At 70.3% G+C, this 12,576-nt stretch carries 13 protein-coding genes; 3 read left to right on the plus strand and 10 right to left on the minus strand.

Annotation, left to right across the window (positions count from 1 at the left end; genetic code table 11):
* Window positions 1-88: 88 nt before the first annotated feature.
* The 4 genes from OG246_RS18365 to OG246_RS18380 all read right to left on the minus strand — a co-directional run bounded on the left by OG246_RS18365 (window position 89) and on the right by OG246_RS18380 (window position 3,666).
* Window positions 89-337 (minus strand): acyl carrier protein, encoded by a 249-nt coding sequence (locus OG246_RS18365; protein ID WP_266463227.1) that lies wholly within the window; start codon window positions 335-337, stop codon window positions 89-91.
* Window positions 338-408: 71 nt separating this feature from the next.
* The gene (locus OG246_RS18370) at window positions 409-1,440 is read right to left on the minus strand and encodes a ketoacyl-ACP synthase III (RefSeq protein ID WP_266463232.1); all 1,032 of its coding nucleotides are present in this window, start codon (window positions 1,438-1,440) and stop codon (window positions 409-411) included.
* A gap of 16 nt (window positions 1,441-1,456) precedes the next feature.
* The gene (locus tag OG246_RS18375; RefSeq protein ID WP_266463235.1) at window positions 1,457-2,371 is read right to left on the minus strand and encodes an ACP S-malonyltransferase; all 915 of its coding nucleotides are present in this window, start codon (window positions 2,369-2,371) and stop codon (window positions 1,457-1,459) included.
* Between the two features lie 89 nt (window positions 2,372-2,460).
* Window positions 2,461-3,666 (minus strand): CdaR family transcriptional regulator, encoded by a 1,206-nt coding sequence (locus OG246_RS18380; RefSeq protein ID WP_266463239.1) that lies wholly within the window; start codon window positions 3,664-3,666, stop codon window positions 2,461-2,463.
* Window positions 3,667-3,761: 95 nt separating this feature from the next.
* Here OG246_RS18380 and OG246_RS18385 point away from each other — a divergent pair, with 95 nt between their 5' ends.
* Window positions 3,762-4,415 carry a pirin family protein gene (locus tag OG246_RS18385; RefSeq protein WP_266464336.1) on the plus strand — a complete coding sequence of 218 codons (654 nt, stop codon included), beginning with the start codon at window positions 3,762-3,764 and terminating at the stop codon, window positions 4,413-4,415.
* Window positions 4,416-4,463: 48 nt separating this feature from the next.
* Here OG246_RS18385 and OG246_RS18390 read toward each other — a convergent pair whose 3' ends face one another.
* From OG246_RS18390 to OG246_RS18400, 3 genes are all read right to left on the minus strand, one after another.
* Window positions 4,464-6,287 carry a serine/threonine-protein kinase gene (locus OG246_RS18390; RefSeq protein WP_266463242.1) on the minus strand — a complete coding sequence of 608 codons (1,824 nt, stop codon included), beginning with the start codon at window positions 6,285-6,287 and terminating at the stop codon, window positions 4,464-4,466.
* Window positions 6,288-6,383: 96 nt separating this feature from the next.
* On the minus strand, window positions 6,384-7,208 hold the full coding sequence (locus tag OG246_RS18395; RefSeq protein ID WP_266463245.1) for a serine hydrolase: 825 nt from the start codon (window positions 7,206-7,208) through the stop codon (window positions 6,384-6,386).
* A gap of 19 nt (window positions 7,209-7,227) precedes the next feature.
* On the minus strand, window positions 7,228-7,698 hold the full coding sequence (locus tag OG246_RS18400; RefSeq protein ID WP_266463248.1) for a GNAT family N-acetyltransferase: 471 nt from the start codon (window positions 7,696-7,698) through the stop codon (window positions 7,228-7,230).
* 95 nt (window positions 7,699-7,793) lie between these two features.
* On the opposite strand from OG246_RS18400, the gene OG246_RS18405 reads away from it, so the two are divergent.
* A complete protein-coding gene (locus tag OG246_RS18405; RefSeq protein ID WP_266463252.1) occupies window positions 7,794-8,276 on the plus strand; it encodes a MerR family transcriptional regulator in 483 nt (160 codons plus the stop codon).
* Window positions 8,276-9,292 carry an aldo/keto reductase gene (locus OG246_RS18410; protein WP_266463255.1) on the plus strand — a complete coding sequence of 339 codons (1,017 nt, stop codon included), beginning with the start codon at window positions 8,276-8,278 and terminating at the stop codon, window positions 9,290-9,292. Before OG246_RS18405 ends, OG246_RS18410 begins: the two co-directional genes overlap by 1 nt.
* A 201-nt stretch (window positions 9,293-9,493) precedes the next feature.
* Here OG246_RS18410 and OG246_RS18415 read toward each other — a convergent pair whose 3' ends face one another.
* The 3 genes from OG246_RS18415 to OG246_RS18425 form a co-directional block, all read right to left on the minus strand.
* A complete protein-coding gene (locus OG246_RS18415; protein WP_266463257.1) occupies window positions 9,494-10,354 on the minus strand; it encodes a DUF4429 domain-containing protein in 861 nt (286 codons plus the stop codon).
* Between the two features lie 67 nt (window positions 10,355-10,421).
* Entirely contained in the window at window positions 10,422-11,639 is a 1,218-nt protein-coding gene (locus tag OG246_RS18420) for an alpha/beta hydrolase (RefSeq protein WP_266463262.1), read from the minus strand.
* Window positions 11,640-11,854: 215 nt separating this feature from the next.
* Window positions 11,855-12,535, minus strand: coding sequence for a TetR family transcriptional regulator (locus OG246_RS18425; RefSeq protein WP_266463266.1), 681 nt, complete (start codon window positions 12,533-12,535; stop codon window positions 11,855-11,857).
* Between the last annotated feature and the right edge of the window lie 41 nt (window positions 12,536-12,576).

The raw sequence follows: 12,576 nt of genomic DNA on the forward strand, positions 1-12,576 counted from the left end.
AACGATACGAGGATTCAGCGGCGCCACCGCCGGGTGGCGGGGCAGTTCAGCCCAGGGATCGGGCGGTCAGCCCAAGTTGATCGGGAGATCAGCCCTGGTTCTTGAGGATGTAGCTCGTCGCGTCGCCGACGGTCTTGAGGTTCTTGACGTCGTCGTCCGGGATCTTGACGTCGAAGCGCTCTTCGGCGGCGACGACGACCTCGACCATGGACAGCGAGTCGACGTCCAGGTCATCGGTGAAGGACTTGTCCAGCTGGACGTCCTCGGTGGGGATCCCGGCGATCTCGTTCACGATCTCGGCGAGACCTTCGACGATCTCTTCCTGAGTGGCGGCCATAACAGGCGCTCCTTCGGTATGTATCCAGAGGGTGTGGCGGTACTCCGGCCGGAGAGATCCGGACGGTGTGCCTAGGGGAGGGTAACGACCGTGGCGGCGTACACGAGACCCGCCCCGAAGCCGATGACGAGCGCGGTGTCGCCGCTCTTCGCCTCGCCGGTCGCCAGAAGCCGCTCCATCGCGAGCGGAATCGAGGCTGCCGACGTGTTGCCGGTGGTGCGTACGTCGCGGGCGACCGTGACGTGCTCCGGCAGTTTCAGTGTCTTCACCATCGAGTCGATGATCCGCTCGTTGGCCTGGTGGGGAATGAAGACGTCCAGCTCGGCCGAGGTGATCCCGGCCGCGTCCAGTGCCTGCTGGGCGACCTTCGCCATCTCGAACACGGCCCAGCGGAACACCGCCTGGCCCTCCTGCGTGATGGCGGGGAACTTGACCTCGCCCTTGGAGTTGCGCGGCAGGGCGGACAGGTCAGAGGCGTGGAACTCGTCCCACGGCACGGTCTGCTTGATCGTGTTGGACTTGTCGCCCTCGCTGCCCCAGACCGTCGGGCCGATGTGCGGCTCTTCGGAGGGGCCCACGACGACCGCACCGGCGCCGTCACCGAACAGGAAGGCCGTCGCGCGGTCCTCCAGGTCGGTGAGGTCGGAGAGACGCTCGACGCCGATGACAAGGACGTACTCGGCGGAGCCCTCGACGACCATGCCCTTGGCGAGCGTGAGGCCGTAGCCGAAGCCCGCGCAGCCGGCCGAGATGTCGAAGGCAGCGGCCTTGTTCGTGCCGAGCTTGTCGGCGATCTCGGTGGCGACTGCCGGGGTCTGGCTGAAGTGCGACACGGTGGAGACGACGACCGCGCCGATCTGCTCGGCGGTGATCCCGGCGTCCGCGATCGCCTTGCCGGACGCCTCGATGGACATCGCGGCGACGGTCTCCTCGTCGTTCGCCCAGTGCCGGGTCTCGATGCCGGAGCGCGAACGGATCCACTCGTCGGACGAGTCGATCGTCTCGAGGATCACCGAGTTGGGCACGACCCGGACGGGGCGGTAGCCGCCCACGCCGAGGATCCGTGCGTACGGGGCGCCCTTGCTGGGCTTGATCTTCGACATGCTCTCAAGCTCCTTGTCAGGCACTGTGCTCGGCGATGAGCTCGCGAGCCGCGTCGAGGTCGTCGGGGGTCTTCAGCGCAAGCGTCTTCACACCGGGCAGGGCGCGCTTGGCCAGGCCGGTCAGGGTGCCGCCGGGGCAGACCTCGAGCAGCGCGGTCACGCCGAGCTCCTTGAAGGTCTCCATGCACAGGTCCCAGCGGACCGGGTTGGCGACCTGGCCGACCAGGCGCGCGACGACCTCGTCGCCGGTGGCGACGGCCTTGCCGTCCTTGTTCGAGACGTACGTGAGCTTCGGGTCCGCGGGAGCCAGCTCCTCGGCGGCCTTGGCCAGCGCGTCGACGGCGGGTGCCATGTGGCGCGTGTGGAAGGCACCGGCGACCTTCAGCGCGATGACCTTGCGTACGCCCTCGGGCTTGTCCTCTTCGAGCGCGGCGAGCTGCTCCAGCGTGCCGGCGGCCACGATCTGGCCCGCGCCGTTCACGTTGGCCGCAGTCAGGCCGAGCTTCTCCAGGTGCGGGACCGTTGTCGCGGGGTCGCCGCCGAGCAGCGCCGACATGCCGGTCCGCGTGATGGCGGCGGCCTCGGCCATCGCCAGGCCACGCTTGCGTACGAGCCGCAGCGCGGCCGTGTCGTCGAGCACTCCCGCGAACGCGGCGGCGGTGATCTCACCGACGCTGTGGCCCGCGACGGCACCCGGGGTCACCTCGCCCAGCGCGCCGGCGGACAGCAGTCCGGCCGCGACGAGCAGCGGCTGCGCCACGGCCGTGTCGCGGATCGCGTCCGCGTCGGCCTGCGTGCCGTAGTGGGCAAGGTCGAGCCCGATGGCGTCGGACCAGGCGGCGAGGCGGTCTGCCGCGCCGGGGAGGTCGAGCCAAGGAGTCAGGAAGCCGGGCGTCTGAGCGCCCTGGCCGGGAGCGACGAGTACGAGCACTCTCACACTCTCTCTTGCGGACGGCCACGACCGCCCGTGGGGACAGGGACGAAGAACACGAGGGGGAATTGTAGGTCCCCGACAAAAGCCTAGGCCTGAGGATCTCCATCGGCCAGACGCCCCAGGATCAGCGCGATCCGCAGCGTGAACGCGGAGCGTACATCGGAGGGCGACCAACCGGTGACGTCAGTCACACGTCGGAGCCGGTAGCGCACGGTGTTGGGGTGGACGAAGAGCATGCGGGCCGCGCCTTCGAGGCTGCTCGCCTGTTCCAGATAGACGGCGAGCGTCTCCAGGAGCGCGGAGCCTGCCTCCTCCAGCGGTCTGTAGATCTCCTCCACCAGCTGATCGCGGGCGGCAGGGTCACCGGCGATCGCGCGCTCCGGCAGCAGATCGTCCGCCAGCACCGGCCGCGGCGCGTCCTGCCAGGCAAAACACGCCTTCAGCCCGGCGGCGGCGGCCTGCGCGGAGCGGGTCGCGGCGAGCAGGTCGGGCACGATGGGGCCCGCGACCACGGACCCGGCGGCATACGGCCCGATCAGCGACTTGGCGACGGCGAGCGGATTGTCGCTGCCACCCGCGATGACGACCAGCCGGTCACCGAGCACCCCGGTCAGCACCTGGAGCTTGGCGTGCCGGGCGGCGCGCCGGATCGCCTCCACCGTCAGCTCGCTGTCACCGTCGGGCGCTGTGCCCAGCACCACGCAGACATGTTCGGGTGAGTTCCAGCCGAGCGCCGCGGCCCGGCTCACCGCGCCCTCGTCGGCCTCCCCGGACAGCACGGCGTTCACGACGAGCGACTCGAGCCGGGCGTCCCAGGCGCCGCGTGCCTCCGCCGCCTGGGCATAGACCTGGGCGGTCGCGAAGGCGATCTCACGGGCGTAGACGAGGAGCGCCTCGCGGAGCACGGACTCGTCACCCGGCGACGCGACCTCGGGGACCGCGCTTTCCATGACCTCGATCGTGGTCCGCACCATCTCGACGGTCTGGCGCAGGGTGATCGCCCTGGTCAGCTCGCGCGGCGCGGTTCCGAACACATCGGTGGAGATGGCCTGCGGGGCGTCCGGGTGCCGGAACCACTCGGTGAAGGCCGCGATTCCGGCCTGCGCGACAAGACCGATCCAGGAACGGTTCTCCGGGGGCATGGCCCGGTACCACGGCAGTGTCTCGTCCATCCGCGCGATGGCCTGCGCGGCGAGACTCCCGGCCGACTTCTCCAGCCGCTTCAGGGTCGCTGCGTGTGCGCGGACGTCGAGCGGTGGGCGTGCGGTGTTGCTGGTTTCGGGTTCGGGCACGGGACAAGACTGCCTTATCCGGACGGAGGTGTGCCGCGGCGGGTCGCAAGTAAGCGCCGGGAGAGCCCGGGGGCGGGGGCTACGGTGGGGCCGTGATGGATGTCTGCCGTGCCGACGAGCGCTACAGCGGAGGGGACCCGGCGACCGGGATCTCCTCGCTCCACGCCTTCTCCTTCGGCCCCCACTACGACCCGGACAACCTCCGCTTCGGCGCGGTGATCGCCTGCAACGAGGAGCGGCTCGCGCCCGGTGCCGGCTTCGACGAGCACCCGCACAGCCACACCGAGATCGTCACGTGGGTCGTCGAGGGCGAGCTGACCCACCTCGACTCCGCCGGCCACGAGTCCGTGGTCCGCCCCGGGGACGTCCAGCGCCTCAGCGCCGGGGGCGGTGTCCGCCACGTGGAACGCAACGACGGCACGGACCCGCTGACCTTCGTCCAGATCTGGCTGGCCCCGCTGGAGCCCGGCGGCGACCCCGCCTACGAGGTCGTCCACGGCATCGCGGACTCCACGCCGTACGCCGTCCCGGAGGCGGGCGCGATGCTCCACGTACGTCGCCTCACGGCGGGGGAGCGGACGGCGGTTCCGGACGCCGCGTATGTGTACGTCCACGTCGTACGCGGCGAAATTCGCCTGGACGGCGAGGAGTTGGGCCCTGGCGACGCCGCCCGCGTCACGGACGCGAAGGACCTGGAGGCGGTGGCGGGGTCTCCGGCGGAGGTACTGGTGTGGGAGATGACGGGATGACGGGCCCGGCCTTCGCGCGACCGGGCCCGGCCACGGGGACGACGGGGCTCAGCCGGACGTGGGTTCCTCGGCGTTGCGCCACACGGTGATGTCCACCGAGACGTAGTCGCTGGGGTCGCCGCTCGGGGCCGAGCTCTGGAAGGTCACCAGCCCGATGTGGCCGGACGCGGTGTGGACGCACATCTGGGTGCCCTTGGAGAGCTGGCCGAGGGTGACGGTCTCCGCGTACCGGGTCTCGGCGCGGCAGGTCTTGAGGGAGCCCTTCACCGAGTTGTTCAGCAGGACGATCTTGTCGCTGCTGCTGCCCACGTGCTTGTCGTTGAGGGTGTCGAACGTGGAGTAGTAGAAGTCCCCGTCGTCCTCGTATGCGCCGCCCACGTCGCTGGTGAGTGGCCTGGGCGGCGAGTCGGCGAAGCGCACGTAGTAGTTGCCGGGGATGTTGATGCCCTTGTAGGTGGCCGGCTTGGGGTCGGCGAGCGCCTCGGAGCTGCCGGAGTCCGAGCTTCCGCCGGAGCCGGAGCCGGCGTTCGTGCCGGCGTTGTCGGAGGAGTCGTCCTTCGTGTCGTCCATGTTGGCGATCAGCGAGACACAGCCGCCGAACATCAGCACGAGCACTCCCGCGATGATCGCGACGACCTTGCCCGAATTGCTCTTGGGCGGCGGGAGGGGCTGGGGGCGCTGGTACGGATACGGCTGGGCCTGCGGCGGCTGCGGCTGCCAGGCGTGCGGCTGTGAGTAGGGCGCCGTCGGATGTGTCTGGTACGCGGGCGGCTGCACGTACGGCGGCGGGGTGGGCGGAGGGGTGGGCGGCGAGGTCGGGACGTGGGCCGAGTGCATTGTGGGCGCGTGCGGGTCGATGCCCGGAGCGCTCAGCTGGGTGACCGGAGCGGTGGGCGGCGGCACCGCGTCGACCGGAGTGGCCGGTGTCGCCGGGGCGTTGGCGCGGGCCGCAAGGAGCTCCGCCGATGCCGAGACCCGCCGGGTGATCTGCTCGCCGATCGGGTCCGGCAGCCAGGACCCGGACTGGCGCAGCGGGGTGGGCGAGGCCTCCTGGCACAGGGCGATGACCTCGGCCGGTGAGGGTCGGCCGGCCGGGTCCTTGGCCAGGAGGCGCGTGATGAACCGGAGTTCCTCCGGGAGGCCGGTGAGGTCCGGCTCCTCGTGGACGATGCGGTACAGCACGGCGTGCGAGGGCCCGTCTCCGTACGCGGAGCTGCCCCGTGCCGCGTACGCGGCGACCTGACCGAGGGCGAAGATGTCCGACGCGGGGGAGAGGTCACCGCGCCCCGAGGCCTGCTCCGGTGACATGAAGGCCGGGGTGCCGATGGAGACACCGGTGTTGGTCAGCGCGGTGGCGTCGGCGGCGCGGGCGATACCGAAGTCGATGACCCGGGGGCCGTCGGCGGCGAGCAGCACGTTGGAGGGCTTCAGGTCGCGGTGCACGATGCCCGCGCCGTGGATCACCGACAGCGCCTCCGCGACCCCCGCGATCAGCAGCAGGACCGTCGGCACCGGCAGCGGGCCGTGCTCGGTGACCGCCGAGGCCAGCGAGGGGCCGGGTACGTAGGCGGTGGCCAGCCAGGGCTGGGTGCTGCTCTCGGTGTCGTGGTCGAGGACCGGCGCGGTGTAGAGGCCCTGGACGCGCTGGGCGGCCTGGACCTCCTGCTTGAACCTGCGGCGGAACTCGGGGTCCTCGCTCAGCTCGGGCCGGATCGTCTTCAGCGCGATCGGATGCCCGCCCGGTGTGTACGTCAGGTACACCGTGCCCATGCCGCCCGAGCCGAGCCGTGCCGCGAGCCGGTAGCCCGCCACGACCGTCGGGTCGCCGTCCTCCAACGGACGGAAGTGCCCGCCCGGTTGTGTCTCGCCCATCGTTCTCCCCCGAAAGTTGTGAGGCATGTGTGCAGGGGGAGGCTAGTCGAACGGATCAACCGACGTCTCAAGGGGGAACTTCAACCGCCGCTTCGTTCACCACATCTTGACGTCGGCGAGCACCGCGTCCGTGAACGGCGGCCACGCCTCGACGGCCCACGGCCCGAACGGGCGGTCAGTTAGGGCCACGCAGGCTGCCCCCGCGTCGGGGTCGATCCACAGGAACGTACCCGACTGCCCGAAGTGGCCGAAGGTCCGCGGGGAGGACGAAGAGCCGGTCCAGTGGGGCGACTTGGAGTCGCGGATCTCGAAGCCGAGGCCCCAGTCGTTGGGGTTCTGGTGCCCGTACCCCGGGAGGACACCCTTGGTGCCGGGGTACTGGACGGTCATCGCCTCCGCGACCGTACGGGGGTCGAGCAGCCGAGGCGCCTGCACCTCCGCCGCGAAGCGGACGAGGTCATCCACCGTCGACACCCCGTCCTTCGCGGGCGACCCGTCGAGCACGGTCGACACCATCCCCAGCGGATCAAGCACCGCCTGCCGCAGATACTCCCCGAAGGGAATGTCCGTCGCCTTGGCGATGTGCTCCCCGAGCACCTCGAAGCCGGCGTTGGAGTACAGCCGCCGCTGCCCCGGCGCGGATGTCACCCGGTGCTCGTCGAAGGCGAGCCCGGAGGTGTGCGCGAGGAGATGACGGACGGTCGAGCCCGCGGGCCCGGCGGGTTCGTCGAGCTCGATCGCGCCTTCCTCGTACGCGACGAGAGCGGCGTACGCGGCAAGCGGCTTGGTCACCGAGGCGAGTGCGAAGGGCCGGGTACCGGGCCCATGGCTCCCGAGCACCGTGCCGTCCGCGCGGACGACGGCCGCCGCGGCGGTGGGAACGGGCCAGTTCTCGATCGACGCCAGGCTCTTCAGGGACATGCGTACGAGCCTAAGCGGCTCAGAGCTGGAGCCGCATCGAGGGGTCCGGCTTGCGCACGAAACCGAGCGAGGCGTACAGCGGCTCCGCCTCCTCGGAGGCGTTGAGGTTGACCTGGGGGACGCCCCGCTCGCGGAACCAGTCCAGGAGTGTCTCCACGCCGGCGCGCGCGTAGCCGCGGCGCCGAGCGTCCGGATCGGTGGCGACGCTGAAGACGTATCCCATCGCGCCGCGCGGATTGGCCGGGTTCCCGATGCGGTAGTCGATGGTCCCGGCGACGAGCGCCGCCAGCGCGTCCGGCCGGTCCGGATGGTCGACGACGAAGGCCGCGAAGTCCCCGTCGGGATCGGCGAGCCTGCCGCGTACGGTGGAGAGCGATTCGGTGTGCCAGGCACTGGACGAATCGGTGCCGAAGACGGAGTCGAGCATCACCTGGCGCAGCCGCAGCACTTCCTCGGCGTCCTCGGGCACGGCACGGCGTACAAGAGTCATGATCCGCAACGTAGCCACCGAGACCGGGCGACGTCACGGGATTTTCATCGGTTCCGCTTGCTTGGAGTGCACTCCAAGGTTTTAGCGTGGAGGTCATGACGGTGATGGAGACCACGGCCGAGGCCGCCGAGACCAGTACCAGTCCCGATCTCTGTGCCGCGCCCCCCGAGCGGCAGCTGCGGCGCCCGGACGGTCAGGACAACTACACGATCAGTGAGGTCGTCGCCTACACCGGCCTGACGGCGCACACCCTGCGCTGGTACGAGCGGATCGGGCTGATGCCGCACATCGACCGCTCGCACACCGGGCAGCGCCGCTACACCAACCGCGACCTGGACTGGCTGGGCCTCGTCGGCAAGCTGCGGCTCACCGGTATGCCGGTCGCCGACATGGTGCGGTACGCGGAACTGGTGCGCGAGGGCGACCACACCTACATGGAGCGCTACGAGCTGCTGGAAGCGACCCGCCGGGACGTCAAGTCCCGGATCGCCGAACTCCAGGACACGCTCGCGGTGCTCGACCGCAAGATCACTTTCTACGCGGACGCCGGGCGTGCCCTGGCGTCGGAGAGGTCCTGATGACGGACAGCAAGATCGCGAAGGTGGAGCTCGGTACCGGAGGCCCCGAGGTCGGGGTGCAGGGCCTGGGCTGCATGGGGATGAGCTTCGCGTACGGTCCCGCGGACACCGATGAGGCGCGGGCCGCCCTGGAGCGGGCGCTGGAGCTCGGCGTCACGTTCTACGACACCGCGGACGTGTACGGGGCGGGCGAGAACGAGAAGTTCCTGTCGCCGTTCTTCAAGGCACACCGCGACGAGCTCGTCATCGCGACGAAGTTCTCGATGACCATCCCGCCGGACGAGCCGACCAAGCGGATCATCCGCAACGACGCGCCGTACATCCGGGAAGCCGTCGAGGCGAGCCTGCGGCGGCTGGACGTCGACGTGATCGACCTCTACTACATGCACCGCCGTGATGTGAACGTCCCCATCGAGGAGACCGTCGGCACCATGGCCGAGCTGGTGCGCGAGGGGAAGGTCAAGCACCTCGGGCTGAGCGAGGTCACGGGCGGGGAGCTGCGGGCGGCGCAGGGCGTGCATCCGATCGCCGCCGTGCAGTCGGAGTGGTCGCTGTTCAGCCGTGACATCGAGGCGGGGGTTGTGCCGGTGGCGCGTGAGCTGGGGGTGGCGCTCGTGCCGTACTCGCCGCTCGGGCGCGGGTTCCTCACGGGGTCCTTCGCGAACGCCGAAACGGATCTGACGGCGGGGGACTTCCGGCGGCACCAGCCGCGGTACACCGGGGACAACGCTGCCGCCAATGCCGCGCTGCTTGAGCCGGTGCGGGTCGTTGCCGATGCGCACGGTGCCTCGCTCGGGCAGGTTGCCCTGGCCTGGGCCCAGCAGCAGGCCGCCGTGCACGGGCTTCCCGTCGTACCGATCCCCGGCACCACCAAGGCCAAGCGCGTCACCGAGAACACCGCGGCGACCCGCATCGTCCTCAGCGACGCCGACCTGAGCCTCCTGGAGCCCATCGCCGCCAAGGTCGCAGGCGACCGCTACTCCGACATGACGTTCACGTCGGCGGGCCGGGAGTAGGCAGTAGGGGGCTGGGGGAGGGCGTTTTTTCGCCCCCTCCGCCCCTACCCTTCCCGTACTTCCGGGCTACGCCCGGTTTCAGCCCGTCCGGCGTTTGAGGACGAGGCCGTTCAGGCCGACAGCGGGGGTCTGGGGGCGCAGCCCCCAGGAACGGGACGGGAAGGGGCGGAGGGGGCGAATCAAACTCCCGCCCCCCGGGGGTCACAGCTCCGCCAGCAGCTCCGCCTTCTTCGTCGAGAACTCCTCGTCCGTGACGAGCCCGGCGTCACGCAGCTCCCCGAGGTGGCGGATCCGTTCGGCGATGTCGGCCGGGTCCCGCCGGGACGCGGGTGCGACGGCAGGTATCGGCGCGCCCGCGCCCGACCCCCGCACCGCCGCCAACACAGCCGCCGCAAACGGCAACGACTCATGCACCGGCCCATACCCGAGCCCGAACACGACCGCCGCCGGATCCTGATCGGCCTGCGCGGGCTGAGCGACGGCCGGCTCGCGGCGCAGCAGCCGCAGATGGCCCTCGAAGACCTCGGGGGAGCGCCACTCGACCCCGCTCAGCGCGGCGAGAGGGAAGGTCTGGTCGCCGGCTTTCCACTTCGCCGACGAGGCCCCCGTCCAGAACCACCGGAAGGACACCGACTTGCCGTCGAAGGACGCCTTCCCGTCGTACGCCTTGAACTGCAACGGCGCTTCGGGAGGGGCGACGAGATACCGCTCGGCCGGTTCGTCGTCCGTCGTGAGCTGGGCGCGCAGCTCGTCGGCGTAGTACTCGGCGAGCGTCTCGCGCTCGGCGGGCAGCACGAGCCGGTAGGGGTCGCACCCCTCTTTGAGCTGTCCCGCGGCCGCCTCGATCAGCGGATCGGCGCCCGGTCTCGGGATCGCGCGCAGCACGACCGTGCCGCGCTTCCCGGGCGTCAGTGTCACCGCCGCGATCGCCTCGAGCGGGATACGGCGTTCGCCGAGCGCCTGGAACAGCTTCGGCGTGCGGATTCCCCGTTCGAAGCGGATGAGCACGGAGTCGGACTCGAACTCCCAGGCGGCATGAAATCCGGCCAGTACGTCACCCATGCGGGCCATCGTATGCGGCAGGCAGGCCTCCGTCGCCTCCCTGGGCGGACCGTAGTTCCTGTCGCGTCTACGCGCGTCCGTCCGACGACCCGTCGGACAAACCCGTCCGGCACCCCTGATCCGTGTGTGCGCAGTCCACCGCGTCGTACGCGCCGATGCCGATCTCGGCCAAGTTGCGGAGGCTGTCCGTGCCCGGCTCGAAGTAGCCGGTGTGGCCCTTCGCGTCCTGCGCGGACAGGACCCGCGCCCCGAACGCCTCCGACACCGGGTCGGCGCCGTGTCCGAGCCCCCCGACCTCGAGGTGGGGTACGTCCTGGATCCAGTCGTCGGAGTCCCGCATCGCCCAGACCTGGGCGGAGGTGCCCAGTCCCGCGACGGTGTCGGCCCGCATGCCGGGGCTGCCCGCGACCGCTATGTCGGAGACCCGTGAGGGCAGTTCGTCGGCGGCGACGCCGCACAGCACGGAGCCGTAGCTGTGGCAGTACAGCGCGACCGACGAGCCCGCGGGCAGCGCCCGCACCAGCGCGTTCAGCCGGACCGCGCCCTCCTCGGCGCGCATCGCGGTGGCCGAGTCGATGCCGAGCCCACTGGGCGCCGTGTAGTCGGCCCAGGCGATCACGGCCGTATGCGTCGTGGGGTCGGCCGCGTGCTCCGCCGCGTACAGGGAGTGCGCCATGCCCACGGGCGCGGAGTACTCCTTGACGGTGCGCTGGAAGGTGAGTAGGTCGGTGTCGACGCCGGGCACCACGACGGAGACGCGCTCGGCCGTGTCGAGGTTTCCGAAGACCTCGGCGACCCGGCCCGACCCCATCGGGTCGAAGGCGAGGATCTTGCGGCCCTCGGTGAGCAGCGCCTCGTAGCGGTGCATACGGCGGCCCGCCTCGTGCTGTCCGAGTTCCGAGAGCCGGGTGTCGTGCATGCGTTTGACCTCGACCTTGCGCTGTTTCTCCAGGGCGAGGCGGTTCGCCTGATAGCGCAGGGTCACGGGTGCGCCGTTCATGTTGCCGACCGCGAGGGGGTAGCGGTGGGCGAGACGGTCGCGCTGGCCGGCGTCGAGCGAGGCGAAGAAGCGGGCCACGAGACCCGGCGCGGAGTCGGTGTCGGGGAGCTGCTGTCCGGCAAGGCTGCCGTGCTCCCACGCGGAGCGCGAGGCCTGGAGGGCGGAGGACCCCCGATGACTGTGGATCGCGGTCCAGCCACTGGTGGCCAGCATCACGAAAACCACGGCCAGCGCGAGCAGTGCGCGCCAGACGTTCAGTTGGGGGGATGCGTCGAAGGAAGTCACTAAGAGGACACACTAGGAGAACGAGAGTGTCTCGCGTTAACCGAGTGGTACGGATCACGTTTCGGATGGGGTGATTGGTGCAAATCGGGTTCAAATTGAGCTAAATGGTCACGCTGGGTAAGTGAATTCGGGTTTCCTGTAGGCGAGATGTGACTCTGCGTGCGGGTTCAGCGGTGTCGCGGGCGCCGGTCCTGCGACCCTCCGTACGGCAGGCGTTATTCCGTTCGCCATGTTTCCGCCAACGCGGGCCCCACGTTGTCGAGATACGAGAGGGTCAGTTCGCGGATCGCCTCGACGCTGATGTCCTCGCCCTGGCCCCACAGGCGGCTCGTCACGCGCATCACCCCGCCGAACACCGCGACCGCGACGCGCGGACGCGGATCCACGTCCACGTCGAGACCCTCGCGCTCGGCGATCAGCCGCGCGATCTCCTCCTCCAGTTCCGCGGAACGGCGCAGATGCACGGCGAGCAGTGCGGGTGTCGACTCGATCAACTGGAAGGTGCGCATGTGCAGTTCGATCGGGATGACGGCCTCGATCGCCTCGCCGATGGTGTCCCAGCTCTCCAGTACTGAGCGCCGCAGGACCTCCAACGGGGCTTCGTGGAGCGGGCGTTCGCGTACGGCGGCGAGGAAGTGCGACTCCGCGAGCCGCTGGGTGAAGAGGGCGACCTCCTCCTTGCCCGCGAAGTACCGGAAGAAGGTGCGCTGCGAGACGTCGACGGCCTCGGTGATCTCGTCGACGGTCGTCCGCTCGTACCCCTGGGTGGTGAACAGTTCGAGAGCGGCCCGCAGCAGGGCGTCCCGGGTGCGCTGCTTCTTGAGCTCGCGCAGCCCCGGTTTGAGCTCACGAAGGCCTGGTCGTGACGCCGTTCCGGTCCGGTCCGCCGTGTCCATGGTCCCTCTCCTCTGGCCGCTCGCCTCCGGACCGTTCTGCA

Source organism: Streptomyces sp. NBC_00620 (assembly GCF_026341825.1).
In the GTDB taxonomy this organism is placed as follows: Bacteria; Actinomycetota; Actinomycetes; order Streptomycetales; family Streptomycetaceae; genus Streptomyces.

What these genes read in the sequence shown, in the direction of transcription:
- OG246_RS18365 (WP_266463227.1), bottom strand. Translation starts at nt 337, where the DNA reads ATGGCCGCCACTCAGGAAGAGATCGTCGAAGGTCTCGCCGAGATCGTG.
- OG246_RS18370 (WP_266463232.1), bottom strand. Translation starts at nt 1,440, where the DNA reads ATGTCGAAGATCAAGCCCAGCAAGGGCGCCCCGTACGCACGGATCCTC.
- OG246_RS18385 (WP_266464336.1), top strand. Translation starts at nt 3,762, where the DNA reads ATGGATGTCTGCCGTGCCGACGAGCGCTACAGCGGAGGGGACCCGGCG.
- OG246_RS18390 (WP_266463242.1), bottom strand. Translation starts at nt 6,287, where the DNA reads ATGGGCGAGACACAACCGGGCGGGCACTTCCGTCCGTTGGAGGACGGC.
- OG246_RS18395 (WP_266463245.1), bottom strand. Translation starts at nt 7,208, where the DNA reads ATGTCCCTGAAGAGCCTGGCGTCGATCGAGAACTGGCCCGTTCCCACC.
- OG246_RS18400 (WP_266463248.1), bottom strand. Translation starts at nt 7,698, where the DNA reads ATGACTCTTGTACGCCGTGCCGTGCCCGAGGACGCCGAGGAAGTGCTG.
- OG246_RS18405 (WP_266463252.1), top strand. Translation starts at nt 7,794, where the DNA reads ATGACGGTGATGGAGACCACGGCCGAGGCCGCCGAGACCAGTACCAGT.
- OG246_RS18410 (WP_266463255.1), top strand. Translation starts at nt 8,276, where the DNA reads ATGACGGACAGCAAGATCGCGAAGGTGGAGCTCGGTACCGGAGGCCCC.
- OG246_RS18415 (WP_266463257.1), bottom strand. Translation starts at nt 10,354, where the DNA reads ATGGGTGACGTACTGGCCGGATTTCATGCCGCCTGGGAGTTCGAGTCC.
- OG246_RS18425 (WP_266463266.1), bottom strand. Translation starts at nt 12,535, where the DNA reads ATGGACACGGCGGACCGGACCGGAACGGCGTCACGACCAGGCCTTCGT.